Source organism: Arthrobacter sp. 05T410 (genome assembly GCF_056396505.1).
In genome coordinates this window covers 1-25,420 of record NZ_JBFTLP010000032.1, presented here as the reverse complement: position 1 = coordinate 25,420, position 25,420 = coordinate 1, and the positions used below count along the sequence as shown (strand labels likewise).

At 68.2% G+C, this 25,420-nt stretch carries 20 protein-coding genes, 1 tRNA gene and 1 riboswitch; of the genes, 8 read left to right on the top strand and 13 right to left on the bottom strand.

Going from position 1 to position 25,420, the window contains the following annotated elements; all coding sequences use genetic code 11:
- Positions 1–3: 3 nt before the first annotated feature.
- The 5 genes from AC1DFR_RS21295 to AC1DFR_RS21275 form a co-directional block, all read right to left on the bottom strand.
- Complete coding sequence (locus tag AC1DFR_RS21295) at positions 4–2,046, bottom strand: glycosyltransferase family 39 protein (protein ID WP_476874422.1); 2,043 nt, start codon at positions 2,044–2,046, stop codon at positions 4–6.
- Positions 2,047–3,480: a bifunctional glycosyltransferase family 2/GtrA family protein gene (locus AC1DFR_RS21290; RefSeq protein WP_476874421.1), complete on the bottom strand. Its 1,434-nt coding sequence runs from the start codon at positions 3,478–3,480 to the stop codon at positions 2,047–2,049.
- 160 nt (positions 3,481–3,640) lie between these two features.
- Entirely contained in the window at positions 3,641–4,480 is an 840-nt protein-coding gene (locus AC1DFR_RS21285; protein WP_476874420.1) for an aggregation-promoting factor C-terminal-like domain-containing protein, read from the bottom strand.
- Positions 4,480–4,639, bottom strand: a riboswitch (cyclic di-AMP (ydaO/yuaA leader). It overlaps the preceding gene by 1 nt.
- A gap of 183 nt (positions 4,640–4,822) precedes the next feature.
- On the bottom strand, positions 4,823–6,433 hold the full coding sequence (locus tag AC1DFR_RS21280; protein ID WP_476874419.1) for a sensor histidine kinase: 1,611 nt from the start codon (positions 6,431–6,433) through the stop codon (positions 4,823–4,825).
- Positions 6,434–6,454: 21 nt separating this feature from the next.
- The gene (locus tag AC1DFR_RS21275; protein ID WP_079551963.1) at positions 6,455–7,195 is read right to left on the bottom strand and encodes a response regulator transcription factor; all 741 of its coding nucleotides are present in this window, start codon (positions 7,193–7,195) and stop codon (positions 6,455–6,457) included.
- Positions 7,196–7,437: 242 nt separating this feature from the next.
- On the opposite strand from AC1DFR_RS21275, the gene AC1DFR_RS21270 reads away from it, so the two are divergent.
- The 5 genes from AC1DFR_RS21270 to AC1DFR_RS21250 all read left to right on the top strand — a co-directional run bounded on the left by AC1DFR_RS21270 (position 7,438) and on the right by AC1DFR_RS21250 (position 11,617).
- The gene (locus AC1DFR_RS21270) at positions 7,438–8,454 is read left to right on the top strand and encodes a hypothetical protein (RefSeq protein ID WP_476874418.1); all 1,017 of its coding nucleotides are present in this window, start codon (positions 7,438–7,440) and stop codon (positions 8,452–8,454) included.
- 547 nt (positions 8,455–9,001) lie between these two features.
- Positions 9,002–9,865: a winged helix-turn-helix domain-containing protein gene (locus AC1DFR_RS21265; protein WP_018774264.1), complete on the top strand. Its 864-nt coding sequence runs from the start codon at positions 9,002–9,004 to the stop codon at positions 9,863–9,865.
- Positions 9,866–10,090: 225 nt separating this feature from the next.
- A complete protein-coding gene (locus AC1DFR_RS21260) occupies positions 10,091–10,294 on the top strand; it encodes a dodecin family protein (protein WP_230012628.1) in 204 nt (67 codons plus the stop codon).
- 55 nt (positions 10,295–10,349) lie between these two features.
- On the top strand, positions 10,350–10,877 hold the full coding sequence (locus AC1DFR_RS21255) for a SixA phosphatase family protein (protein WP_476874417.1): 528 nt from the start codon (positions 10,350–10,352) through the stop codon (positions 10,875–10,877).
- A gap of 137 nt (positions 10,878–11,014) precedes the next feature.
- On the top strand, positions 11,015–11,617 hold the full coding sequence (locus AC1DFR_RS21250) for a hypothetical protein (RefSeq protein ID WP_476860424.1): 603 nt from the start codon (positions 11,015–11,017) through the stop codon (positions 11,615–11,617).
- Positions 11,618–11,690: 73 nt separating this feature from the next.
- On the opposite strand, the gene AC1DFR_RS21245 is transcribed toward AC1DFR_RS21250, so the two are convergent.
- The 5 genes from AC1DFR_RS21245 to AC1DFR_RS21225 form a co-directional block, all read right to left on the bottom strand.
- Entirely contained in the window at positions 11,691–12,341 is a 651-nt protein-coding gene (locus tag AC1DFR_RS21245; RefSeq protein ID WP_476860423.1) for a hypothetical protein, read from the bottom strand.
- 17 nt (positions 12,342–12,358) lie between these two features.
- Positions 12,359–12,994, bottom strand: a complete 636-nt coding sequence (locus AC1DFR_RS21240; protein WP_230008014.1) for a TetR/AcrR family transcriptional regulator — start codon at positions 12,992–12,994, stop codon at positions 12,359–12,361.
- The gene (locus AC1DFR_RS21235; RefSeq protein ID WP_476874416.1) at positions 12,991–15,027 is read right to left on the bottom strand and encodes a YhgE/Pip family protein; all 2,037 of its coding nucleotides are present in this window, start codon (positions 15,025–15,027) and stop codon (positions 12,991–12,993) included. Before AC1DFR_RS21235 ends, AC1DFR_RS21240 begins: the two co-directional genes overlap by 4 nt.
- Positions 15,024–15,782: an ABC transporter ATP-binding protein gene (locus AC1DFR_RS21230; RefSeq protein ID WP_476874415.1), complete on the bottom strand. Its 759-nt coding sequence runs from the start codon at positions 15,780–15,782 to the stop codon at positions 15,024–15,026. The genes AC1DFR_RS21235 and AC1DFR_RS21230 overlap by 4 nt, the downstream gene beginning before the upstream one ends.
- Before the next feature lie 87 nt (positions 15,783–15,869).
- On the bottom strand, positions 15,870–17,417 hold the full coding sequence (locus tag AC1DFR_RS21225; protein ID WP_476874414.1) for a dihydrolipoyl dehydrogenase family protein: 1,548 nt from the start codon (positions 17,415–17,417) through the stop codon (positions 15,870–15,872).
- A gap of 165 nt (positions 17,418–17,582) precedes the next feature.
- On the opposite strand from AC1DFR_RS21225, the gene AC1DFR_RS21220 reads away from it, so the two are divergent.
- A complete protein-coding gene (locus AC1DFR_RS21220; RefSeq protein ID WP_476850662.1) occupies positions 17,583–18,311 on the top strand; it encodes a FadR/GntR family transcriptional regulator in 729 nt (242 codons plus the stop codon).
- Positions 18,312–18,480: 169 nt separating this feature from the next.
- Here the strand turns inward: AC1DFR_RS21220 and AC1DFR_RS21215 are convergent.
- Positions 18,481–18,554: transfer RNA gene (locus AC1DFR_RS21215), tRNA-Arg, on the bottom strand.
- Between the two features lie 277 nt (positions 18,555–18,831).
- Here AC1DFR_RS21215 and AC1DFR_RS21210 point away from each other — a divergent pair.
- Together AC1DFR_RS21210 and AC1DFR_RS21205 are read left to right on the top strand one after the other, a co-directional pair.
- Positions 18,832–20,667, top strand: a complete 1,836-nt coding sequence (locus tag AC1DFR_RS21210; protein ID WP_223914403.1) for a phosphoenolpyruvate carboxykinase (GTP) — start codon at positions 18,832–18,834, stop codon at positions 20,665–20,667.
- Between the two features lie 319 nt (positions 20,668–20,986).
- Positions 20,987–22,399, top strand: coding sequence for an FAD-binding oxidoreductase (locus AC1DFR_RS21205; protein WP_476860420.1), 1,413 nt, complete (start codon positions 20,987–20,989; stop codon positions 22,397–22,399).
- 85 nt (positions 22,400–22,484) lie between these two features.
- Here the strand turns inward: AC1DFR_RS21205 and AC1DFR_RS21200 are convergent, their stop codons facing one another.
- Both AC1DFR_RS21200 and AC1DFR_RS21195 read right to left on the bottom strand, forming a co-directional pair.
- Entirely contained in the window at positions 22,485–23,645 is a 1,161-nt protein-coding gene (locus AC1DFR_RS21200) for a globin domain-containing protein (RefSeq protein ID WP_476874413.1), read from the bottom strand.
- 156 nt (positions 23,646–23,801) lie between these two features.
- On the bottom strand, positions 23,802–25,420 hold a 1,619-nt coding region (locus tag AC1DFR_RS21195; protein WP_476874412.1), incomplete at its 5' end, for a DNRLRE domain-containing protein.

The following is a 25,420-nucleotide window of genomic DNA, read 5'->3' as shown; positions in this document are numbered from 1 at the left end:
GGTCTACGCTCCCAGTTTGTAGACGGTGGCGTTGCCCACGGTCTGGGCCTGGTAGTTGGCCGCGACCCAGGTGGCGACCTCGGAGTTGCCTCCGCGGCCCCCGCCCATGCCGCCCATGCCGCCGGAAATGAAGTAGCCGATCTCGCCGCGGTCCACCATCGCCTGGAACTGTGCGAGCGTCGGGTAGGGGTCGCCGCCGTTCCAGCCGCCGAGCGCGATCACGCTGGTGCCGGTGGCGAGTTCCAGGCTCGCGGCCTGGGTGGCGCCGGAGACAATCGCGGACCACTTGGCGCCGGAGGACTTCAGCAGCGCGGTCAACTCCGCCGAGGACGTTTCCCCGCCGGGGCCGCCGCCCATGCCGTCACTGCCGGTCCTGCCTGCCGCCCCGAAGCCGCCGCCCATCGCGGACGCGGTGGGGCCCGACGTGGGGATCGAACCGGAATGCGGCTGGGCGACGGTCGCCAGTGTCCACGCGGTGCTTCCGAGCCCGCCGGCAAGCAGGCAGAGGATCACGACGCCGGTCGTGGCGGCCTTGCGGAACCGCGCCGGGAGAGCCGCCATGCCGTCCGCCCGCAGGAGCAGGGCCGCGGCGGCGAGCACGCCCAGGACCACGATGATCACCCGGAGCCCGGGAAGCCAGGACGGGTCGCGGCCCAGGAGCACGGCGGACCAGACCGAGGTGGCCAGCACCGTCACGGCCAGGACAACCCGGGCGGGCCAGTAGGCCCGGCCCCGCCACAGTTCCAGGGAACCGATGCCGGCCAGCGCCGCGATGGCGGGCGCCAGCGCCACGGCGTAGTACGGATGCACGGTGCCGCTCATGAAGCTGAAGATTCCCGCAGTGATGACCAGCCAGCCGCCCCACAGCAGGAGCGCCGCACGGGTTTTTGAGGTCCTGGCCTCGCGCCGGGTGAACCACAGCCCGGCGGCCAGCAGGATCAGGGCCGCCGGCAGCAGCCAGGACACCTCGCCGCCGAAGCTGGTCCCGAACATCCGGGTGATCCCGGCCGCGCCGCCGAAGCCGACGTTTCCGTTGCCTCCCGGGCCGCCGGCGTTGCCTCCCAGGTTTCCTCCGCCGGGCATGCCCCCGCCTGACCCGGTGATCCGGCCCAGGCCGTTGTAGCCGAACGTCAGTTCCAGGAAGCTGTTGGTCTCCGACCCCGCCATGTACGGCCGGACCGAGGCCGGCGTCAGCTGGAACAGCACAACGTAGCTGCCGGCAACGACGGCGATCCCGGCGGCGGCGGCCAGCAGGTGCAGGAGCCGGCGGCCGAGGGTGGTGGGCGCCGCCCACAGGTAGGCCAGGGCCAGCCCGGGAACGATCAGGAAGCCCTGCAGCATCTTGCTCAGGAACGCCAGGCCGATGACCGCGCCGGCCGCGGCGAGCCACTTCCAGCCGGCCTTCTCGATGGCGCGGGTGGTGAGGTAGGCCGCCAGCACCAGGCACAGGGTGAGCATCGCGTCCGGGTTGTTGAACCGGAACATCAGGGCGGCCACCGGGGTCAGCGCCAGGGCGCCGCCGGCGAGCAGGCCCGCGGCCGGCCCGGACACCCGCTTGATGGTCAGGTAGAGAAGCCCGACGGCGGCCACTCCCATGAGCGCCTGGGGAATGAGCATGCTCAGGGCCGAGAAACCAAAGATCCGTCCCGCGAGGGCGGGAATCCAGAGTGCGGCCGGGGGCTTGTCCACCGTGATGGCATTGCCGGCGTCGAGGGAGCCGAAGAGCAGCGCGGTCCAGTCCTTGGTCCCGGCCTGGATCGCCGCGGCATAGAAGGAGTTGGCGTAGCCGGTGGCCTCCAGATTCCACAGGTACAACGCCGCGGTGACCACCAGGAGCAGCGCTGCCGAGGGCCGCACCCAGCGGGGCTGCGGTCCGAACAGCAGCCGGTCCCGGCGGCCTTGGGTGGCCGGCGCCGGGGACGCGGGCAGATGGGGCGCCGTCCCGCCGTCTCCGGGAACCGGGTGTGGCTGTTCCTCGGCGGCCGGCGGCCTGCCGGCCGGGGAACCGCCCTGGGCTCCGGCGGTGGGGCTAATGGTTGCCGTCATTTACTTGGCCTTTTCTGTGCGGGAGAGGGAAGGATCGGGGGCGCCGGGCGCCGGAACGGCAGCGGCGGGCCTGTGGCGGAAAACCACCAACCGGAAGAGCAGGAACTTCACGGCCGTGGCGGCCAGGTTGGCGGCGGTGACCGTGAGCAGTTCAAGCCAGCGGTCCGGGGCCGCTCCCGACGCGGCGTGAACGAGGGCGAGTGCGCCCGAGGTCAGGGCCAGCCCGATGCCGAAGACCAGCAGCCCCTCAAAATGGTGGCGAGCCGCCTGGCTGCCGCCCTGGATGCCGAACGTGAAGCGCCGGTTGGCCGCAGTGTTGGCCACGGCGGTGGTGAGCAACGCGAGGAAGTTTGCCAGCTGCGGGTCCATGAACCCGCGGCAGAGCAGGAAAATCGCCAGGTAGGCCAGGGTGGAGGCCACCCCGATGCTGCCGAAGCGGACGAGCTGTCCGAAGAGGCTTCCGCCGGGGCTTTGTTCCTGTGCCCGCGAGGCGGCCGGCAGCGGTCCGCGGGCCAGGGCCGCGCGCAGGTCGGGAACCGGGATCCTGCCCGAGACCAGGTCCCGGCTCAACCGTGCCATGCCGCGCAAGTCCGCGAGGGCCGTCTGAACGATGTCCACGCTGGAATCCGGGTCGTCGGTCCAGTCCACCGGGACTTCGTGGACGCGCAGGCCGCACTTTTCTGCCAGGACCAGCAGCTCGGTGTCGAAGAACCAGGCGTTGTCCAGCGTGTGGGGAAGCAGTTGCCGGGCCACGTCCGCCCGGATCGCCTTGAAGCCGCACTGCGCGTCACTGAAGTGGGCGCCCATGAGGGCCTGGAGCAGGAAGTTGTAGCTGCGCGAGATGAATTCCCGTTTGGGTCCGCGGACCACGCGGGAGTTGCGGGTCAGCCGTGTCCCGATCGCCAGGTCGGAGTGCCCGGAAATGAGCGGGGCAAGGAGCGGGCCGAGGGCCGCCAGATCAGTGGAAAGATCCACATCCATGTACGCCAGGACCGGCGACGGCGAGGCCAGCCACACCTTGCGGAGTGCGTTTCCGCGGCCCTTTTCTGCCATATGGACCACCGTCACTTCGCGCAGCTCGCGGGCTACCCGTTCCGCGGCCTTGAGCGTTCCGTCGGTGCTGGCGTTGTCCGCCACGGTGATCCGGAAGGAATGCGGGAAGGCGCCGAGCAGGTACGCGTGGAGCCGGCGCAGGCAGGCCTCGAGGTCCCGTTCCTCGTTAGAGACCGGGATGGTGACGTCCAGCAGGGGCGTGCTGGCGCGCGTATCAATGGCCGTGCGCCGGCCGCCGGGGCCGGTCAGGGCCCCAGCGATCGGGCCCGGGACGGGTGCGTCGGCCAGCGCAAGCCCCGAGGGTGCCCCGGGGGCCGCCGGGCCGGCCGGCGTCGCCGTGGAGCGGGGCAGGGTTCCTGTGGCCTGGTCTGTGAATGTCATGGCTCAACTTTCCCGGCGGCCCATATGAAGGCTTTAGGGTCAAGCTGTGCGGGGGCTGTGGAAGTCCGGGCCGCCGGGGCCGGTCCGGCCGTGGAGACGCAAAGAGGCCCCGGATCCATGCGGATCCGGGGCCTCCAGGGCGGGGGCGGCTAGTGCCGGTTTAGTACCAGTTGTGTGCGTAGTGGAAGTTCAGGGCACCGCAGGGGGAACCGTAGCGCGACTTGACGTAGTTCAGGCCCCAGTTGATCTGGGTCCGGTAGTTGGTCATGTAATCGGCGCCGGCGCTCGCCATCTTCGAGGCGGGCAGGGACTGGACCACGCCGTAGGCGCCGCTGCTGGCGTTCGTGGCGGTGGTCTTCCAGTCGGATTCCTTGGTCCACAGCTTGTGCAGGCACTGCATCTGGCCGGGTGCCCAGCCATAGCTTCCCAGCTGGGACGCGGCGTAGGCCTGCGCGCCGGCGGGGTCGTCGACTGCGACCGGCGCGGCTGCCGGTGCCGGTGCCGGAGCGGCTGCCGGTGCCGGAGCGGGGGCTGCCGCGGGAGCCGGAGCAGGTGCGGGGGCTGCCGCGGGTGCCGGAGCAGGTGCTGCCGCGGCTGCCGGTGCGGCAGCAGCGGGCGCGTGGATCAGCGCTTCGGCTGCCTTAACCTCCGAGATCTGGGGAGCCACGTTCTTTTCCGTGGCAGCGGTCGGCCCAGCCACCTGGACCCGCTCGAAGTTGAGCTTGGCCAGCGGGTCGGCGATCGTGGCCGTCTGGCTCGCAACATTCGCCGTGTGGGCGCCCGGCTCTGCCGCCTGGCTGGCGGCGCCGCCACCCAGCAGCAGCGCGCACGCGGCGGTGACGACGGCGGCACGGCGGCCGGTTACACCGAGCCCGGCGGCGAACCGCGACAGGGCGGATGCCTGCTTGACCGGTTCGGCGCGGTGGCGCGACTTGGCGGCGCCAACTGAGCGGGAATGCGAACCGCCGTCAGGGCGTGTTTGTACCTGGAATTCAGTCATGGTGGCCTCTCAACGCCGGCGGAGTTAGCTGTCGGGTTCGGATGAGGTCATCCGGCCGCACGGAACATCACGTGTCGGCTTCACCCCGAGGGCGCATGAAAGCAGATTGCCCGGGAACTCTGGGTCCCCCGCCTCTGCCTGGTCCAGCGGAATCCGGGAAGCGGCAGAGTTTGGCGTCCGTCCGGATATGCGGCACCGATGGCGGCGCACGCTAACGACGCTACAGGACCCGGCCGCTTAAGTCACATTTTGGTAACAGGAGTCACAGTGCCGGGGTGTCGGGTTGCGCCGGGCTCACCGGTCGACCGTCCGGGTCGTTTGCGCCGGCGGCGGCCGTTCCGGTTACGCCGGCGGCGGCGAGGCGGGCAGCCGCACGGCGAACTCCGTGCGGCCCGGCCGGGACGTGACCTCGACTGTTCCTCCGTGGGCCTCCACGATCGACTGGACAATGGACAGGCCCAACCCGCTGGTGCCCTCGGACGTCGGCGCGGCGGTCGCCGTGCCGTGACCTCCGCGGCTGCCGGAAACGGCGCCGGAGGACGAGCGTGCCGCGACCCCGGACCCGACCCTCGCCGTCGCGACGGCAGAATCGGCGGGGACGGCTGCGGGGTTCGACGCCGGATTGGTGCGCGAGGCGTCGGCCCGGGTGAAGCGGGCGAAGACCCGGCCGATAAATTCCGGGGCGATGCCGCTGCCATTGTCTGTCACGGTGACCACGGCGCTGCCGTCAGCCGAGCGCATGACGCCCGTGACCACCTTGGTCCCGGGTTCCGTGTGCTTGCGCGCATTGGACAGCAGGTTGGCGAGGACCTGGTGGAGCTGGGTCGCATCACCGCGCACCACCACGGGCTCGTCCGGAAGTTCCAGCTGCCAGATGCGGTCCGGGGCCATGACTTTCTCATCGCTGACCGTCTCGATGGCCAGTTGGGTGAGGTCGACGTCGGAGATTTTGAGCGGCTGTCCCTCGTCCAGGCGCGCCAGCAGCAGCAGGTCCTCCACGAGCGTGGTCATCCGCTCGGACTGGCTTTGCACACGGGCGAGGGACCTCTCGCCGTCGGGGGTGAAATGCTCGGTCATCCGCATCAGCTCCGTGTAGCCGCGGATGGCCGTCAGCGGGGTGCGGAGTTCGTGCGAGGCGTCGGCGACGAACTGCCGGACCTTCATTTCGCTCTCCTGCCTCGCCTCGAGAGCGTTGGAGACGTTGTCCAGCATCTTGTTCAGCGCGTAGCCCACGCTGCCCACTTCCGTTCCGGGATGGGCCGCCGACGTCGGGACGCGGACCCCGAGCGCCACCTCGCCGGCGTCCAGCGGGAGACGGGAGACCTTGGTGGCAACCTCGGAGAGCTGTTCCAGCGGCTTCATGGTCCGCCGGATCAGGGCCGTGCCGGCGAGCCCGATCAGCACGAGCCCGCCTGCGGACACCACCACCATGGTCCAGACCAGGGAGGCCAGGGTGTTTTGTTTTTCTGCCAGCGGGAGTCCGGTCACAATCACGTCGCCGTACGGTGTTCGCGCCGCCGTGAGCCGGTAGGCGCCGGCCGAAAGGCTGCGGTCCACGGACACGCCGCTCGGGGTGAGGGCCAGGAGAACCTTGTTGTCGGCGGGGGAGAGGCTCTTGACCGCGCCGTCCCCGGCCAGGAACCCGGCCCTGCTGACTTCGCCGTCCACTATCCGTGCGTTAAGCGTCCCGACGCCCTGTCCCCGGGCTTCGAGGGGGTCGGGGCGCCTGCCCGAATCGTCCGAGGAGGGCCGGCCGAACTCGCTCGAACGGTGCGAGGCCTGGTCCAGCTGGGTGTCGAGTTGCCGGGTGAGGAAGAGGTCCATGGAGGCGTAGCTGAACAAGCCCACAGCGCCGCAGATGGCCACGAGCAGCGCCATGGCGACCAGGACCAGCCGGGTGCGCAAATGCCACGTCGACGGGTTGCGCCAGTCGCGTCCGGGGACGCGGGTCATGCCGGAAAGTGAGGGCACGGATCAGTCCGCCGGTTTCAGGACGTACCCGGCTCCGCGCACCGTGTGGATCATCGGGGCGTGGTTGGCGTCGACCTTCTTGCGGAGGTAGGAAATGTACAGTTCCACGATGTTCGCCTGGCCGCCGAAGTCGTAGTCCCAGACACGGTCCAGGATCTGGGCCTTGCTGATGACCCGTTTCGGGTTTTCCATGAGGTAGCGCAGCAGCTCGAACTGCGTGGCGGTCAGGTGCATTTCCTCACCGGCCCGGGTGACTTCGCGGGTGTCGACGTTGAGCACGAGGTCTCCCACCACGAGTTCGGCGGTGTCCATGGCGGCCACTCCGGAGCGCTGGACCAGCCGGTGCAGGCGCAGCAGCACCTCTTCCATGCTGAACGGCTTGGTGACATAGTCATCGCCGCCGGCCGCCAGTCCGGTGATGCGGTCCTGGACGGCATCCTTGGCGGTGAGGAACAGCGCCGGCACCTCCGGCGCGAACGCGCGGATCCTGTTCAGCAGTTCGACGCCGTCGAACCCGGGCAACATCACGTCCAGCACCAGCACGTCGGGGCGGAACTCCTTGGCTAGCCGGACGGCTCCGGGCCCGTCCTCGGCCACGGCCACGGACCAGCCGGCCATCCGCAGCCCCATGCTCATGAGCTCGGAGAGGCTGGGCTCGTCATCCACCACGAGGGCGCGGATGGGGGAGCCGTCCGGATGCGTGAGCTGGGGAAGGTTGTTGGTCATGGAGTGCGAAGTGGCCATGGGGACAACTCTCCGATCTGCCGGTTAGGCGGGGCTTTGGGGACCCTGTGCGGCACCTGTGAATCCCAGCCTAGCGAGCTGGATGCCGTTGCGGGACCGTACGGGCCGCGCCGGCCATGTTCAAACCCCTTTACCGTCCGGCGCCAACGTCACAGGCCGGGCTGTCGGCCCGCACAGCCCAGGCACAGGATCGCTCACCACTCTGGGGTGAACACCGATCCGCACCCTAAAGGAGAAATACCATGAGCGGTCAGCATCCCGGAGCCGGTTCCGGACCAGCCCCCGAGCCAGCCCCCGTACCCGCCCCCACGCCCACCACCGGCGCGCCAGCGGCGCCCGCGCCGGTAACCACACCCCGTACTGCCTGGCAGTACGGCGCCGGACCCACCGACGCCGGAACGGTCCAAACCGGACATGCTGACGCCGGACCCACCGACGCCGGAACAGTCCAAACCGGACACGCTGACGCCGGACACTCCGACGGCGGGCGGCCGGAAGCAGGCGCTGCCGGCGGCTGGGGCGCACCGCCGGTTTGGACGGTTCCGACATCGGAACCGGCCCGGGGCATGCCCCGGCAGGAACCTGTGCCCGCCGCAGCCACAGGCTGGGGCGCGCCGGGAACTTCCGCCAAGACGGCCTCGGCGGCAAAGCCATGGACCCTCAAGCGGGGGCTCGCCGTCGCCGGAGCCGCCGCAGTCCTGGCCGTCGGCGCCGGGGCGGGCGTCTATGCCCTCACCTCAAGCGCAACGGCAGCCACCGGTGCGGCCGGCGGGGCGGGCGCCGGCGGACCCGGCGGCCAGGGTGTCGCCCCGGGCGCGCCAGGTTCAGCGCAAGACGGTTCCGCGCAAGGTGGTTTCGCGGGCGGCGGCATGCCGGGGCAGGGCGGTCCCGGCGACTTCGCTGCCGGGGGGATGGGCAGCGGGCTTTCCGCGGCAGTGCACGCCGAATACGTGGTGCTGCAAGGAAGCGCGTACACCACGATGGCCGAGCAGCTGGGCACGGTGAGCGAGGTCAGCTCGTCCTCCGTGACGGTCAAGAGCAGCGACGGTTTCACGCGCAGCTATGCGCTGGGCAGCGACGTCGTGGTGAGTAATCTGCAACAGCGGCGCCAGCAGGCCGGCGGCGCGGGCACGCAGCTGAGCGTCGCGGACATCGTGGCGGGCGGGACGGTGCGGATCGTGGCGGCCAAGGACGGCTCCGGCTACACGGCGGCCTCCGTCATGGTGGTCGCGGCGACGACCACCGGCCAGTCGAACTGACCCGTCGCAGCCGCCATCGCCACCGTGCCTGACCGGCGGCGATGGCGGCTGCCCACTCCGTGGACCGCCTCGCAGACGGCGGTGGGCAGGCGCGGTTTGGCCCAACTCGCCGTGCTGTGAATGATTTGCCTGATGTCGTCCGCGTTGACCGAATAATATTCGAGAAAGCGCACTTGCTGACCTTCCGGTCAGTAAAACACTTGTTATTTTATTGCCGCTACAGAATTGTGACTTGCGCTACAATTCCTGGATCTGTCTCACTATGTGGAACCTGGAGTCCATTGTTACTTGCACGTTTACATTGTTACGTTGCACACTTCAATTGTGAACAAGAACTCAACAGCACCTGCAGCCGCAGCTTCCTGGATCAGCACACCCGCTGGTACCGAGATGCGCTGTTGTCGAATGCACGCCTAACTTTTACACCCCTAAAGGTTTCCAGGTATTCGCCCCCCAGCCCAGAGTCGGGCGCCCCTCCCCAATTTCATTGCGGGGAAAGAAGCATTCGAGCCGCGATGACGGCCATTCACATTGAGGTAAGCATTCCATGTCAGTTGCATCCGGATACGTCCACATCTCCGTCCGTAACGCCAGCAAGGCCGGCCAGGCCTCAGGGATCCGCCAGGGCTTTGGCGGGCGCTCCGCGTTCGCCCCCGCCGGATCCACGGGCAGCTTCCCCGCCCCCGGATATGCAGCGCAGGGCTACAACCCTGACTCCTACGGCCAGCTCCGTGCCGTCCCCCCCGCCCCCGCCACGGCGCCCACCCCGGTGATCGCCCCGGGTGCCGGCAGCCCGGTCCGTCCGGCCCCCAGCGACAACGTCGCCCGCGGCTTCGTGCTGTACATGGGCATCGACGAGGAAACCGCGGCTGCAGCCGGCACATCCATCGCCAAGCTTGCCCAGGAAATCCGGGCCTACGCACAGTCGCTCGTGGCCGGTGCCGAAAGCTATGCTGCCGTCGCCGTCGCGCCGGCCAGTGCCCCGGGTTCCGCCCTCGACGTCGTCCGCTCGACCTTCGGTGATCCCACCGCGGGGGCCCGCCAGCGCACCGAGACCGCCCGCCTGCAGCAGCCCCAGGATCCGCGGCCGTCCGGGGTGCTGATCGACCTCGCCCGCCGTGAGGTGCACCTCGACGGCGAATCCCTGAATCTCACGTTCAAGGAATTCGAGCTCCTGAACTACCTCGTGGAGAACGGCACCCGCACCGTGGGCCGTGACGAGCTCCTCGAAGGCCTGTGGCGGAACGCCGAAGAGGTCCCGAACGAGCGGACCATCGACGTCCACATCCGCCGCCTGCGTTCCAAGCTCGGCCGCCTCGCCAACACCGTGCGCACCGTGCGCGGCCAGGGCTACCGGTTCTACGAGCACCCCGAAGTGGTTGTCTGGGCCGCTCCGGAATACTCGATCTAGCCTCAGCTTCACGCAAAGCGCCCGTCCCCTGCATGGGGAGCGGGCGCTTTCGCGTTTCCGGAAGCTTCAGCGGCTTTCCGCCGGCAGCCACATTCCCCGACGGGCGCTTTGGGTGGGCTGGCTGACGGGCCTTGCCGCCGCTGCTGGTGGTTTTGGTTGGACTCTGTTGCCTTTCGGGGGTCCGGCGTAGTCTCGGACCGTTGAGCCGACTATTGGGAGGAAGACATGTCTGTTGCACGGATTACTACCCTGAGCGCGAACTCCAAGACCTCGTTTGATGCCGCCATCAAGGAGGGCGTCGACCGGGCCAATAAGACCCTTCGCAATGTCACGGGGGCATGGGTGAAGGAACAAAAGGTCGAAATCAGCGACGGCGCCGTCGTTGCCTGGCACGTCGTGCTGGAAGTGACCTTTGTCCTTGAAGACTGAACGGACGCTGGTGGGATGCGCGCCCGTGGGCCAGCCGCCGCACTAGGATTGGGGCATGAGCGCGCATCACATCAAACGGCTGGTGATCATGCGGCACGCCAAGTCCGATTGGCCCGGCGGGGTTGCCGACCACGAAAGGCCGCTCGAAGAACGCGGCCACAAGGACGCCCCAGTCGCCGGAAAGTGGCTGCTCAAGCACGGCGTGGTTCCTGATTTCATCCTCTGCTCCAGCGCTTTGCGGACCCGCCAGACCTGCACGTGGGTGTGCCACGCCCTCGGAGACAAGGCGCCGACGCCCAAGCTCGAGGATGGGCTGTACGCCGCCTCCGCCTTGCGCATGCTGGCCGTCATCAACCACGTCCCTGACACCGTCACCACCCTCATGGTGATTTCCCACATGCCCGGGGTGCAGGACCTTGCGATGCATCTGGCGTCGCGCGACTCCGACCACGATGCCTACATGGACGCCGCCACGCGCTATCCGACCAGCGGGCTGACCATCCTGGAAACGGAAAAGTCCTGGGCCGAAATGGACGGGCAGGACGCCAAGCTGACCCACTTCAAGGTCCCCCGCGCCAAATAGCCGCAGGTCCGCCCGGTGAGGGCTGCGGAATCCATAGCAACCTGCGCCGATCTGCGGTTTACTGATGCTGTTTAGTCATGTGGTTTTTTCCAGTGGTTTTGGGGCATCTGTTGCAACCCGGAGAAAAGGTGATCAACGTGGATTCAGGGCAGCTCATAGGAATTATTGTCGGCATCGTCGTGGTGCTCGCGATCGTAGCGGTGGCGGTCATGGTCAGCCGCAAACGCAAGGTGGCCGCAGACCGGAACCGTGCGGCCGAGATGCGTGAACAGGCCAAGGCCGACGAATTCGCTGCGCGGGAACGCGACGCCAAGGCGGCCCGTGCCGAGGCCGACGCGCAGGAGGCCGACCTCGAGGCCGAGCGGCTGCGGCAGGAAGCCCGCAAGCGCCAGGAAGAAGCCGAAAGCGTCCGCTCCGGCGCGCAGGAGCAACTGCGCAAAGCCGACGAAGTGGACCCGGACGTAGTCACATCTGAACGCGGCGGCGAAAGCGGGCAGATGCCGACCCGCGGGGATTTGCGCGCCGAGAGGGCCGCCGCCGAAACCACAACGGGCAGCCACGTCCCCGGCCAGCAAACGTCCGGCCAGCAAGCGTCTTCCGGCGAGCCAGCGTCTTCCGGCGAGCAAGCGTCCGGCGAGCCAGTGTCAGCCGACCAGCGCAGCCGCGAGGACGTAACCCGGACCGACACGGCCCCGGGTCCGGATGCCACCCCACGGGAAGACAGGCCTCGAAACCTCTGAGCTGAACTCCTGGGCTGCCTTCCGGCGGAAACTCCTGTGCTGAACCTCTCCGCCGGGTGGTGATGCGCGGGACTCAGCGGCGGGCCGAGGCCCGGGCTGGTGATTTGGGGGCAGGCGACTTGGCCGGTGTCTTCGCCGCCGGCTTGACCGGTGTCTTCGCCGGTGACTTGGCCGCGGGCCGGGCCCGCGGAGCAGCCGCACGCGGAGCCGCCTGGCGCGGAGCGGTTCCTCTCGGCGTCGGCCGCGGTGCGGAGGGCCGCGGATTCGCAGACCCGGCCCCCGCTCCCCGCGCGCCGGGCGCCGGGCGGCGTCGCGGAGCACGGCCCGGGGAACGCCGGCCGCGGCTCCGGCCGGGCAGTACAGTGCCGGCGAACAGCAACAGTAAGGTGACGGCTCCGGCGGCCGCGGCCAAATAGAAGTACAAATCCGGATGCTCGGAATCGACGCGCGTGGACAGGGCGTCGGGATCGGGGTTGAAGGCCAGCCCCCACTGGCGCAGGAAAGCGACCCCGAACGCGATGAAGAGGATGCTGCCGACCCCGCTCGCGGCCAAAGTCTTGTGCCGGCGCCGGACCACCACCTCCGCCACGCAGGCCACATAGGCCGTCGCGGCCGCCCCGACGAACCACACCAGCACCCACTCTTGCAGGGTGATTCCGGTCAGGACCAGAAGTGCCAGGGCAGTGAGAAACGCTCCGATGGCGACTTTCCCGTTGGTACCCATGTGACGCATGTGAATAATCATGCCTGAGCAGGCGGCTGCTTCACGACGTAGCCGCGCATGGAGGCCATGATTGCGGCCACACTCTGCTCCCTGGTCCGCTCCGGGTTGTACGTCTGGCGGTCCAGTCCCACCACGAAGCAGGCCCCGAAGATTGCCGTTTCCAGGCTGCCCCGGGAAACGGCGGAATCCACGGGATAGACGGCGGCGACGCCGTCGATGGCAGAGCCGATCACCGCGAGCAGGCGCCCGCGGAGCTCGGCGAAGGTGTCCTGCCATTCGCTCGGGGTCCGCCAGCTTTCGCTGACCCAAAGCCGGGCGAAGGACGGGTACTCGGCCATGAAGTCCATGGCCTGGCCGATCATTTCCTCCATGGCAGCGAGGGGGTCGGCGGAGCCGTCGCGGACACTCAGCAGCCGCGCCAGGAGGATGTCCACGCCGTGGCGCAGCAGCTGGGCGATCAGGTCCGACTTGCTGCCAAAGTTGTAATACACCGTGCCCTTGGACACCCCGGCTGCCGTGGCGATCTCGTCCACCGTCACGCCCGCCGCGCCGCGCTCCCCGATCAGATCCATGGACGCCTCGAACAGTTTCTGCTTCGTGGCGTTCGTGCGGGCGGGACGGAGTTTCTTCTCCCCGGCCCCCACTGTGCTCATACGGCGATCTCCGGTTTTAGGGACTTCAGGGTCCAGAACTTGTGCTTGTGAACGGCCAGCGTGGAAAGCGCCGCCCCGAGCACAGTGTACCCAAGGAGGCCAACCACCGTGGGCACGATCAAGGAAAGGTCCGCGCCGTAGATCAGGTGCCGCATGCCGGCCACCACATAACCCATAGGCAGCGCCTCGTGGACAAAGTGCAGCGGCTGCGGGGTGGTTTGCCACGGGAAGGTTCCGCCGGAGGAAACCAGCTGCAGGACCAGCAGGATAAGCACCACGAATTTTCCGGGAGTTCCCAGCAGGGCCACGACGCCCTGGATGATGGCACTGAAGGCCATAGCGGCCGCCAACATGAACAACCACATCAGCACCGGGTGGGCGGGCTTGAGGCCCAGGCCCAGGTCCACCACGAGGGTGAGCAGCGTGGCCTGGATGACTGAAACGGCAAAGAATGGCAGCCAGCCGCCGACGGCGATCTTCCATGACGGGGCGTTGGACGCCAGTGCGCGTTGCGTGATGGGCCGCATGGCCTGGACCAGCATGAATACGCCGATCCACAGGGCCAGGGTCAAGAAGAATGGCGCCAGGCCGGCACCGTACGACGCAGCCTTGGCCTGAGAGACGTCGCTGACGGCAACAGGGTCCGCGATCACCTTTGACAGGCTGTTCTTCTGGGCATCATCGGGATTGGGGATCTTCCCGGCACCCTTGTCCAGCTCTGAGGCCAGGGTGGCGGCGCCATCCGAGGCCGTGCGGGCGCCGTCCTCCAGCTGGCCCGCCCCGTCGTCGAGCCGCCGGGCGCCATCTGCGAGCCTGGCAGTGCCGTCGACAGCGCTCTGCTCGCCCGCGGCCAGCGCGGCCGAGCCGGCCGAGAGCTGGTTGGCGCCGGCTGAAGCCTTTGAGATGGCATCAGTCAGGGCCGGCGTTGCTCCCGCAAGTTTGGCCGCCCCGGAACTTACGGCGGCGGATCCGTCGGCAAGCTGCTGGATCTGGGCTGCATCTGTTTGGATTCTGGACTTCGCATCGGCCACCGGGCTTGAGGCTGCGGCGGTATCGAAATCGGCCAGGATTTTGCCGGCCTGGTCGGGGGTGATGATCCCGGCGGCAACCAGACGGCTGTTGGATTGCACCACACGGTCCCGGAGGCCCTTGTCGGCAGCGCTGAGTTGCCCGACGACGTCCTGGACTTTCGTGTTCAATGCCGCGTTTCCCGCCGCGACTTGCGCGGCGCCGTCCGCGAGTTTCTGTGAGTCGGCAGGGAGTGTGGCCGTCCTGTCCTTCAGCTGCGTCAGGCCGGCGCTGAGCTGGCCGGCGCCTGAATTGAGCTGGTTGGCGCCATCGCGCAGCTTCATTTGGCCGGCGGCGAGTTCTGCGACTCCGCCGTTCAGCTGGCTCGTTCCGGAATGCAAACTGGCTGCCCCGTCCCGGAGTCTGGCAACGCCGTCGGAGAGTTTTCCGGCCCCGTCGGCGGCCTGGACTATTTGAGTATGGATTGTGCCGAAGCCCGTCAGGAGCTGGTTCGCAGTCTCCTCGCCCACTTCCTTGGCAACCGTCGAATGCACGGCAGTGGTCAGCTTGTCCACGATGTTGCTGAGGACGTAGTTGTTGGCATCGTTGGTGGTGACATTCAGCATGGCTTGGTTCGCGGCGTCAAAGCTGCCCGGGGAAACCAGGTTGGCCGAGAAGTCCTTGGGAATCTTGAGCGCGAACGCATACTTGCCGCTGCTCACGCCCTGGTCCGCTTCCGCGGCGGTGGTGACTTTCTGCCAGTTGAAGACGTGGCCGTCCACGAGGCTGTCGGCGACCTTTTTCCCCGCCTCGAGCCGGGTCCCGTTGCTGGCGGACGCGCCGGTGTCCTCGACTACCAAGGCGGCGTCGATCTGGTCCAGGTTCCCGTACGGATCCCAGTTGGCGTAGAGATACACCGCGCCGTACAACAAAGGCACCATGGTCAGCGCCAGGATGGTCAGTTTGGGCAGCAGCCCGCCAGTCATGCGCTTGAGCTCGGAGCGGGCCAGCCGCAGAACAGTCACTTTAGGGCCTCGGTTTCGAACGGGATGTGTTCAGGGTTCCGGTGTTTCGCGGGATGGCCTTCTGTCTTCTGCGCATCAGGCTGGGAGGGGTCCGCGGATGCGTCAACGATGGAAACCGTTGCGGCGGCAGCCTCAACGGCGTTCCCGATTGCGGCGGAGGGCCCGGTCCAGCCGTCCGGCAGTGCCGCGACGGTGACGACGACGGCGAGCGGCCGGCCGCCGTCGTGCGCCAGATCTTCCAGCCTGGGAAGCCAGTCCGCGGGATCTGCGCTGTGCCTGTCCGGAGAATCGACCACCAGCAGATCTGTTCCGGGGTTGGCCAGGGCAAGGGCGGTGAGCAGTTCGACGCGTCGCCGGGCCGGAATCTGTTCGGTCCAGAGGCCGGCAATGTCCTCGAAGCGGTTGACCTTGAGCCAGGGTTTGCTCAGCAGAGCACCCCGATAGCGCCGGGGGATGAGCGCGAGGTCCTCGGTGACGAGGTCGCCCACGCTGAGATGCTGTTCGGGCTCGTTGACACCGGGGGAGTCCACGAGTGCACTGGCCAACCGGAGGCGCTTAATCTTGGAATTTCCGTCCCAGCTGAGCACTCCCCCGGAGGGCTTCATCCGGCCGCTGAGTGTGAGGGCGAGGGCTGTTCGCTGGTCCTGGCCGTCGCCTTCAACCAAGAGCAGCTCCCCGGCACGTGCCTCAAGGGACGTGGGTGGGAGCAGGTCATTCCGGCGCCCGTTCACACGGAGCTGTTGCACGGAGAGCATGTAAGCCTTTCGCAGGGTCTGGTCTGCTTCAAGGCTAACCGAACTGACTGGTCAGTTCAAATAGAACAGCTGCTTGTGATCAACGGATCAGAGGCCGTACTCCTCCAGCAGGCGGAGCCAGACTTCGCTGATGGTCGGATAGGAGGGCACGGCGTGCCACAGTCGGTCCAGCGGGATTTCCCCCACCACCGCAATGGTGGCTGCGTGCAGGAGTTCGGCGACATCCGGGCCGGCGAACGTGGCGCCCAGCAGCACCTTGCGGTCCTCGTCGATGACCAGCTGCGCCCACCCTTCATAGTGTTCGGCGTGCAGCGAGGAGCCGGCCACCTGGATGGGGAGTTCCACGGCGGAGGCCCGGAAGCCGTCCTTCTCCGCCTGCGCCATGGTCCGGCCGACGTTCGCCAGCTCCGGATCGGTAAACACCACGTTCGGCACCGCGTGCTCGGAGGCCGTCTGGGCAAAGCGGCTCCACGGTGCCGGCTCGCCGCGGAGTTCGCCCTTGGCCCGGGCGGCAATGGCGTCTCCGGTGGCCCGCGCACCGTACTTGCCCTGGTGCGTCAGCATGGCCCGTCCGGCGGCGTCGCCGGCCGCGTAAAGCCACGGGTTGCCGGACACATCGTTCTCGGTGGCGTGGTGGACTAGTCCGGTGGAATCGGTGGTGAGCCGCAGGGTCCCGCCCTCGGGTGCCGGGAGGCCGACGCTGTCCAGGCCGAGTCCCTCTAGGGCGGGGTGCCGGCCGGTGGAGACGAGCAGCTTGTCCGCCGTGATCGTGGCGCCATGGGCCGTGCCATCAGCGCGCCCGGCGCCCGGGCCGTCCTTGGGGCCGCCCGTGGGACCGCCCTTGGGGCCGCCCTTGGGGCCGCCGTCGAGCACGACAGTAAGGGAGCCGTCCTCGTTCTCATGCACGCTCCGCGTACCGGTGTGCAGGCGGAGATCGACGCCATCGGCGCGCAGGCCGGCAGCGACCAGATCCGCGGCCTGCTCCGGGAAAACACCCAGGAGCCCGCCGCGGGCCACGAGCGTCACGGACGAACCAAGCCGGGCATAGGCCTGGGCGAGTTCGACGCCGGCAACGCCGCCGCCGAGGACCGCAAGCCGCGGGGGAACCGCGCGGGCAGAGGTCGCCTCCCTCGTGGTCCAGTACTCGACGTCGTGAAGCCCCTCGACCGGCGGCTGGTTCGGGGCGGAGCCCGTGGCGACCACCACGGCGTGCCGGGCCGTGAGTGCGTAGCTGTTGCCGTCCAGCCCGGCCACCTCGACGTGCCGCGGGGCGGTGATCCAGCCGTGGCCGCGGATCAGTTCGATGCCTGTGTCCTCCACCCACTTGACCTGGCTGTCGTCCTGCCAGTTAGAGGTGAAGTAATCCCGGCGCTTCAGCACGGCTGCCGGATCCAGGGTGCGGGTGACCGCTTCCTGGGCGCCGGGGACCGTCTGCGCGCCATGCAGCGCAGTGCCCGGCCGCAGGAGCGCCTTCGAAGGCATGCAGGCCCAGTACGAGCACTCGCCACCGACCAGCTCCGCCTCGATGAGCACTGCTGTCAGGCCGCCGCGGACCACACGGTCCGCCACATTCTCGCCCACGGCCCCGGCGCCGATCACAATGACATCGAATTCCCGCTCAATCTGTGCCGTCATGGCACCAGCCTACGCCGGGGCCACGGCCGGATCCGGGGGAGCTCCGGGCTCCGGCGATGCGGGCTTCCGGCGTAATGTGCCGGGCCGAACCCTTTGCAGGACGGGGGACGGTCGATACTGTTGGGACCATACTTGGGGGAGGAGGCGGCCATGGCCGCACGCAACATGACAACAGGACCGGCCATACCGCTGGCAAGGTTCAGCGCCCAGGCCCGGCTCCGGGCGCTCCAGTCGGACATCCTGGAGCTGATCCTGGAACGCGACCTGGTTCCCGGCGACCCTCTGCCGACCGAAAACGAGCTGACGGCGGCACTCGGCGTCGGCCGCAACACCCTGCGGGAGTCCTTGAAGGCGCTCCAGGCGCTGGGTGTCATTGAGATCCGCCACGGATTCGGCATGTTCGTGGCGCCGAGCAATTTTGAGGCCCTGACCGACGGGCTCACCTTCCGCGCCCGGCTGTCGCTGCGCCACCAGGGCGAGGAAGCCCTGCAGCTCGTGGAGGTCCGGCAAGCACTCGAATCCGGCCTGGTCGGCGCCGCCATGGACCGGATCAGCGCCGAACAGCTGGCCGCCGTGGAGGAGTCCGTGAACCGCATGGAAGCGCTGGCCGACGCGGGGGAGCCGTTCATCGAGGCCGACGCGGAGTTCCACCGCAGGCTTTTCGAGCCGCTGAACAACGACCTGCTGATCAGCCTGATGGACGTCTTCTGGAAGGTCTACCGCCGGATCCACCTCGAACTCGGCGGGCCGTACGCCGTCGACCTGCAGGCAACGGCCGCAGTGCACCGGGGGATCTATGAGGCTGTCGCAACGGCGGACAAGGCACTCGCCTCCGAGCGGCTCAGCACGCATTTCGACGACATCCGCAACATCATCGTCCGGTCCACGGCCTGAGACCTGCTGCCGGGCCGCTCCGGCCCAACAGCTGCCGCCGGCGCCTAAGGCGGCCGCGCCGGCGCCCAGCCTGGCGCCTAAAGCAGCCGGGCCGGCGCCCTGGCGCCTAGGGCATCCGGCGGTTAAAGCAAAAGATCCGCCCCGGCGAACCGGGGCGGATCTTCATCTGTGCGCCCAAAGGGATTCGAACCCCTGACCTTCTGTTCCGTAGACAGACGCTCTATCCAGCTGAGCTATGGGCGCATTCTCGGCTCTTGGAGAACTTCTCTCTCCCCGAACCTCGAATTACTTTACGCGAGCCCGGGCCCAGTTACAAATCGAAGCGGGTGTAATCTAGCTGACTAGACCGGTCTACGTGACCTTAGTCACAAAAAGGAGGGATGATGGCCGGCCAGTTCCTTGAATTTCCGCGGTTTTTGATTTGCTCCGCCCCGGTCATCCCACGTCCGGGCCCGAAATGGGCCCCCTGCCGAGCCCTAGCATTTAGGACACACCACTGAACCCGAGGAAGGGAACCGTAATGGGAGATCTGGCGCGACTGCCGTTGCTTGAAAAAGCACCCACCACACATGCCGGTCTACTGGCATGGGTAGAAGAGGTAGCTCAACTGACCCAGCCGGACCGGATCTACTGGGTTGACGGGTCCGAAGCGGAAAACACCCGGCTGACGGACGAGCTCGTTGCCGCCGGCACCCTGACCCGCCTCAACGAGGACCTCTTCCCCAAGTCGTTCGCGGCCTTCTCCGACCCCGCCGACGTGGCCCGCGTCGAAGAGCAGACCTTCATCTGCTCCGAGAACGAGCACGACGCAGGCTTCACCAATAACTGGATGGCCCCGGCGCAGATGAAGGAAAAGCTGCACGGCCTGTTCGCCGGCTCCATGCGCGGGCGCACCATGTACGTGATCCCCTTCGTGATGGGCCACCTCGACGCCGAGGACCCCAAGTTCGGCGTCGAGATCACCGACAGCGCCTACGTTGTCGCCTCCATGCGGATCATGGCCACCATCGGCACCGAGGTCCTGGACAAGATCACCGCGACCAACGCGTTCTTTGTCCCCGCCCTGCACTCCCTGGGCGCCCCGCTGGCCCCCGGCCAGGCCGATGTCCCGTGGCCCTGCAACCCGGACAAGTGGATTGTCCACTTCCCGGAGGAGCGCTCCATCTGGTCCTTCGGCTCCGGCTACGGCGGCAACGCCCTGCTCGGCAAGAAGTGCTACGCCCTGCGCATCGCCTCGGTGATGGCACGCGACGAAGGCTGGCTGGCCGAGCACATGCTCATCCTCAAGCTGACCTCGCCGGAGCAGAAGAACTACTACATCTCCGCCGCCTTCCCTTCGGCCTGCGGCAAGACCAACCTCGCGCTGCTGGATCCGACCATCGAGGGCTGGAAAGTCGAAACCCTCGGTGACGACATCACCTGGATGCGGTTCGGCAAGGAAGGCGAGCTCCGCGCCGTCAACCCCGAGGCCGGCCTGTTCGGCGTGGCTCCGGGCACCGGCTGGGGCACCAACCCCAACGCGATGCGCGCCATCGCCAAGGGCCACAGCATCTTCACCAACGTCGCCCTGACGGACGACGGCGGTGTGTGGTGGGAGGGCATGACCGACGAGGTACCCGCGCACCTGACCGACTGGCAGGGCAACTCCTGGACCCCGGATTCGGACAAGCCCGCCGCCCACCCGAACTCCCGCTTCTGCACGCCGATCGACCAGATCGACATGCTGGCCGAGGAGTACTACAACCCGGACGGCGTGGAGCTTTCCGCGATCCTGTTCGGCGGCCGCCGCAAGACCACCATCCCGCTGGTCACCGAGGCGCGCAGCTGGTCCAACGGCATCTTCATGGGCTCCACCCTGTCCTCGGAGACCACCGCCGCGGCAGCCGGTGCCGTCGGCGTTGTCCGCCGGGATCCGATGGCCATGCTGCCCTTCATCGGCTACGACGCAGGCGATTACCTGAACCACTGGGTCAACCTGTCCGCGAAGGCCAACCCGGAGCGGCTGCCCAAGATCTTCCTGGTCAACTGGTTCCGCCGCAATTCCGAGGGCGGATTCGCCTGGCCCGGATTCGGTGACAACGCCCGGGTCCTGAAATGGGCCATCGAACGCCTCGAGGGCAAGGCCGACGCCGTGGAGACCCCCATCGGGTTCGTCCCCACCGCTGACGCGATCGACCTCAAGGGCCTGGACATGACCCCGGCCCAGGTTGAAGAGGCCGTCCGTGTCGACCCCGCAGAGTGGACCACCGAGCTGGCCTCGATCGAGGAGTGGTTCGCCAACTTCGGCAGCTCGCTGCCCGAGGCGCTGCGCGCCGAACTCGCAGGACTGAAGGAGCGCATGGCTGCCGAGCAGTAGCAGCCGGCAGAACACAAAGCAACGCGGGGTCACTTACGGCCCATCCCACCACCGTGGATGGACCGTAAGTGACCCCGCGTTGCGGTTTAACCAGCGACCGTTAGAACCCAGGATCTCTCGCAAGATGCAGGGCCGCCGCTTTCGTTGGGTGCGTGACGCCGGGACTTAGGTCCCTAGGCCGCGTCCGGCCAGATCCCTAGGCTTGTCCGCATTCCATCAGCCGGGCCGGCCGACGATTGGAGCGTGCGCTGGGGGCATTCCGGGCGGGTGCGGCCGCGCCCCCGACCTGCTCGCGGTAAGCGAGACTCAGGAGTTCCTCATGCTTGTCAACGACGACATCGATGCTTTGTCCAGCGCTGTCAGCGGCCCGGTCGCGTTGCCGGACAGCCCCGAATTCGCGGCGGAGACGTTCGCCTTCAACGTCGCAACAGTGCACCGGCCCGAGGTCGTTCTGGGGGCCGCAGATGCCCGGGACGTCGTGGCGGCGGTTAAGTGGGCGGCCGAGCGTAGGCTTCCCGTGTCCGTCCAGTCCACCGGGCACGGCGCCGAATCGGCGATCGATGGCGGCCTGCTCATCAACACGCGCCGGCTGCAGGACCTGCAGATCGATCCGGATGAACGCACCGCACGCGTCGGCGCCGGGGTGAAGTGGCGCACCCTCCTGGAGGCCAGCGTGCCGCACGGGCTCCTCGGACTGCACGGCTCCAGCACCGACGTCGGCGTCGTCGGCTACACGCTCGGCGGCGGGCTGCCCGTGCTCGGCCGCGCGCACGGCTTCGCGGCGGACCATGTCCGCAGCATGGAGATTGTCACGGCCGACGGCGAGTTGCGGCGGATCGACGCCGACGCCGAGGCCGAGCTGTTTGCACTGATGCGCGGCGGCAAGGGCAACCTCGGGATCGTGACCGCCCTCGAGTTCAGTCTCTTTCCGTTCAGTGACTTCTACGGCGGCGGCATCATCTATCCCGGGGCGGATGCGGCCACCGTCCTGGCTGCCTTCCGTCACTGGCTGCCCACGCTGCCTGAAGATGCCTCACCCTCGATCTCGCTGCTGCGGCTTCCGGACATGGACTTCGTTCCCGAGCCGCTGCGCAACCAGTTCGTCGTGCACCTGCGCTTTGCCTTCCTGGGCAAGCGCGAGGCCGGCGACGCGCTGCTTGCCCCGATGCGGGCGGTCTCGACCCCATTGATGGACACGGCCGGGCCCATGAGTTACCTCGACGTTGACCAGATCCACATGGACCCGGCGGACCCGCTGCCCTTCATGGACGGCGGCGCGCTCCTGAAGGATTTCGGCGAAGAGGCGGTGGCTGACCTGCTCGAGCTCACCGGCGACGGTTCGGACTGCCCGCTGCTGCTCGTGGAGGTGCGGCCGCTCGGCGGCGCGCTGGCCCGGACTGCACTGTCCCGGCCGGGGGCTATGCCGGATGCGGTGCCGGACGCCGTGTCGGGGCGGGACGCGGCCTTCCTGCTGTTCCTCGTCGGGTTCAACATACCGCCCCTTGCCGAGGCCGTATCGGCCTCCATCAGCGGGATCCTGGCCGCGATGGCTCCCCACTCCACCGGGTACACGCTGGTCAATTTCCATGGCGCACCGGGCGACGAGGAGGACCGGGCCCGGGCCTGGACGCCCGCGGTCTACGAGCGGATGCGGTCCGCGAAGTCCACGTACGACCCCGGCAACCTCCTGCGCTTCGGCCACGCGATCACCGGGGTGCCGTCGGCGGGTTGACGCTCTGCGCGGGCTCCGTTGCACCGCTTCACGACGGCGGCCCCCACCTTCACGAAGAGATGCGGGGCCGCCGTCGATGAGTGTTTTAGCTGGCGAGCCAGATATCCGGGCCGAAGACCTCGTAGTGGATCTTCGTGGCCGGGATGCCGGCGTTGATGGCCTCGTTGCGGATGTTCTTCATGAACGGCAGCGGGCCACACAGGTAGAGCGAGGCGTTGGCCGGGAGGTCCACCTCGCGCAGGGACATGAAGCCCGCGTTGGAACCGGCTTCGGGCTGCTCGAGCCAGAGCTGCAGGTCGGCGCCGTCCAGGCGTTCGACGTCGTCTGTCATCTGGGAGCGCAGCGCCCAGCTGTCCAGGTTGCTTTCAGCGTGCAGCACCAGGACCTGGCGGTCCGAGCCGGACTCGGCCAGGGAGCGCAGGATGGACGCCGTGGGCGTGCAGCCGATGCCGGCCGAGGCCAGGACCACGGGGCCGTCGCCTTCCTTGAGCGTGATTTCGCCGTGGGGGTTGGAGATTTCGATGACGTCGCCCACGGCCACGTTGTTGTGCAGCACGGGGGAGACCTCGCCGCCGTCGTCGAGCTTGGTGGTGAAGCTGCGGCTGGTGCCGGCGTCGCCGGAGAGGGAGTACTGGCGGACCTGGCGGAGCCCGTCCGGAAGGGTGACCTTGACGCTGACGTACTGGCCCGGCAGCGCCGCGGTGATGGGGGTGTCGTCTGCCGGTTCCAGCGTGAAGGTCATGGAGCCGGTGCCGGCCGGAGTCTTGGCGGCAACCTTCCAGGGGGTCCACATCTTGGCGTTGGCCTGTGCGGCGTAGAGGCCCTTCTCGAGCTTGATGAGGGCGTCTGCCATGAGCCAGTAGACCTCGGTCCAGGCTTCGGCGATTTCCGGGGTGATGACCTCGGCCAGGTCATCGGCGATGGCGGCGAAGAGGTGCTCGTAGACCACCTGGTACTGCGGTTCGGTGATGCCGAGGGAAGCGTGGCGGTGCGCGATCCGGGACAGCACGGTCTCCGGCAGGGTGTCCGGGTTGTTCACCAGGTGGCTGGCGAAGGCGGCGATGCTTCCGGCCAGGGCCTGCTGCTGATTGCCCGAGCGCTGGTTGGAGCGGCTGAACAGGCCGTCCAGCAGTTCGGGGTGGGCGGCGAAGAGGCGGGCATAGAACTTGGGGGTGATCTCCCCGATCCGGGAACCGACCAGCGGCAGGGTGGCCTCGATGACGGGGAAGGACTTGTCCGAGAGCATGTTGACTCCTGAGGTAGTGGCCCGGCGTCTTCAGCCGGGTCCGCGGCGATACTTGCATTTCAAATACAACTATCTATGCCTCAGTTCTACACTGCGTAGAAATCTATTCCAAATCGACCGGATTCCGGGCGTGGCGGCGGCGGGAGAAGGCGGGTGTCAGTGACAAGTGTCGCTGCCGGAGAAGGAACCGGTGGTGCCCACGTTCGTAAACGTCATGCCGGGAAGGGGGAGGAACTGCCAGGAGTAGGACGACGCGTTCAGGGTCAATTTGAGCGGCCCGAAGGCGCTTCGGCCACGGGCCACCATTGCGGTCAGAAGGGGGTCGGTGTTGGCCGACAACGCCTGGAGATCCGCCCCGCCGGCGCCCGCGGTAAAGGACCGGATCCCGGTCGGGGAGAGCGCCGGTACCGCACCTGAGCCGGAGGCGCCGATCGGTTTGAAGATCTCGCTGACGTGGTTGTGCCCGGAAATCATGACGTCGACACCGTGGGCGGCCATGAGGTCCCACATGGGTCCCAGTTCCGGGTAGGAGCCGTGGTTTACGCCCGTTGACCAGCGTGGATGGTGCGCCGCCACGAGGGTGCACGCCGTCGGGGAATTGGTGAGACGGTCCTGCAGCCACAAATATTGCGGGCTGCCGACACCGCATCCACCGCTCACCCCGCCGGGCCCGCATTCACTGTTCAGGGCGATGAAGGTCCAGGCCCCGATCGTCGTCGAGTAGTAGCCGTCCGTTCGGGTCCCGAAGTCGCCCGTGGTGACGCCGGGGCCATAGAAATAGTCGAAATAGCCGCGGGTGTTGTCAAGGTATTCATGGTTGCCGAGCACCGGCGAGGTGATGGCCTTCAGGGCGCCGAATGTGTCGTTGTAGGCGCCGGCCCCCATGAACTCGGCAAGGGTGGCGTTCTGGTATTGAAGGTCCCCAAGGGCGATGAACCTGTCGGGCGACTGGGCCGCGACCACCGCGGCCACGTCGCCCTGGCGGCACACCGACGTGGTGACAACTGAGCCGGGGGCACAGGCGATGTCACCGACAGCCAGCACAGTCGCAGTCCCGCCGGCACCGGGCTGGGTGGTGGCGGTGGCTTCGTTGGAGCCGGGGCCGGTGTTGCCGGCGGCGTCGGTGGCGGTGACGCGGTAGTACCAGGTTCCGGCGGGGCGGTTGGTGTCGGTGTAGCTGAGCCCGGTGGTGTCGGCGATTTTGGTGGTGGTGGCGGGGGTGAAGCCTGCCGTGGTGGAGCGGTGGACGGTGTAGCCGGTGACGCCGGTGTTGTCGGTCGCGGCGGTCCAGGACAGGGCGACGGCGGTTCCGGTGGCTGTGGCGGCCAGAGCCCCGGGCGCGCCCGGCGCGGTGGTGTCGGAAGGGGCGGCATCCGTGTAGGTGAGGGTGAGGGTGGGGCGCAGCGTGGCGGAGGCCTGGCGTGACCAGAACCAGGAGCTGTCGGTGCCGGTGCCGGTCAGGGCCAGGGTCCGGGACCCGGTCCAGCCGGCCATCAGGCTGGTGTCCAGGGGAATGTCGTAGGCCGTGTTGGCGGCCGTGCCGCCGGGCAGGGACCCGAGGGTGGGCCCGGAAACCGCGGGGCGGTTGGCGTAGAGGGTTCCGGTCTCGGACCAGGAGTCGGCTGCCGAGCGGACGTTGAGGGTGTTGGCGGAGCCGGCGGAGGCCAGGCTGGTGGTGCGTATGCGCAGGATCGCGCCGGTCAGTGTTTGCCCGGCCGGGGCTGCCGGGACCTGGAACCGGAGCACGGTCGTGGCGTCCGGTGAGCCGTAGACCG

Coding starts and splice junctions, on each gene's coding strand:
- AC1DFR_RS21220 (WP_476850662.1), top strand. CDS start 17,583: ATGACAACAGGACCGGCCATACCGCTGGCAAGGTTCAGCGCCCAGGCC.
- AC1DFR_RS21265 (WP_018774264.1), top strand. CDS start 9,002: ATGTCAGTTGCATCCGGATACGTCCACATCTCCGTCCGTAACGCCAGC.
- AC1DFR_RS21255 (WP_476874417.1), top strand. CDS start 10,350: ATGAGCGCGCATCACATCAAACGGCTGGTGATCATGCGGCACGCCAAG.
- AC1DFR_RS21295 (WP_476874422.1), bottom strand. CDS start 2,046: ATGACGGCAACCATTAGCCCCACCGCCGGAGCCCAGGGCGGTTCCCCG.
- AC1DFR_RS21225 (WP_476874414.1), bottom strand. CDS start 17,417: ATGACGGCACAGATTGAGCGGGAATTCGATGTCATTGTGATCGGCGCC.
- AC1DFR_RS21280 (WP_476874419.1), bottom strand. CDS start 6,433: ATGACCCGCGTCCCCGGACGCGACTGGCGCAACCCGTCGACGTGGCAT.
- AC1DFR_RS21240 (WP_230008014.1), bottom strand. CDS start 12,994: ATGAGCACAGTGGGGGCCGGGGAGAAGAAACTCCGTCCCGCCCGCACG.
- AC1DFR_RS21245 (WP_476860423.1), bottom strand. CDS start 12,341: ATGGGTACCAACGGGAAAGTCGCCATCGGAGCGTTTCTCACTGCCCTG.
- AC1DFR_RS21270 (WP_476874418.1), top strand. CDS start 7,438: ATGAGCGGTCAGCATCCCGGAGCCGGTTCCGGACCAGCCCCCGAGCCA.
- AC1DFR_RS21205 (WP_476860420.1), top strand. CDS start 20,987: ATGCTTGTCAACGACGACATCGATGCTTTGTCCAGCGCTGTCAGCGGC.
- AC1DFR_RS21210 (WP_223914403.1), top strand. CDS start 18,832: ATGGGAGATCTGGCGCGACTGCCGTTGCTTGAAAAAGCACCCACCACA.
- AC1DFR_RS21290 (WP_476874421.1), bottom strand. CDS start 3,480: ATGACATTCACAGACCAGGCCACAGGAACCCTGCCCCGCTCCACGGCG.
- AC1DFR_RS21200 (WP_476874413.1), bottom strand. CDS start 23,645: ATGCTCTCGGACAAGTCCTTCCCCGTCATCGAGGCCACCCTGCCGCTG.
- AC1DFR_RS21260 (WP_230012628.1), top strand. CDS start 10,091: ATGTCTGTTGCACGGATTACTACCCTGAGCGCGAACTCCAAGACCTCG.
- AC1DFR_RS21275 (WP_079551963.1), bottom strand. CDS start 7,195: ATGGCCACTTCGCACTCCATGACCAACAACCTTCCCCAGCTCACGCAT.
- AC1DFR_RS21230 (WP_476874415.1), bottom strand. CDS start 15,782: ATGCTCTCCGTGCAACAGCTCCGTGTGAACGGGCGCCGGAATGACCTG.
- AC1DFR_RS21285 (WP_476874420.1), bottom strand. CDS start 4,480: ATGACTGAATTCCAGGTACAAACACGCCCTGACGGCGGTTCGCATTCC.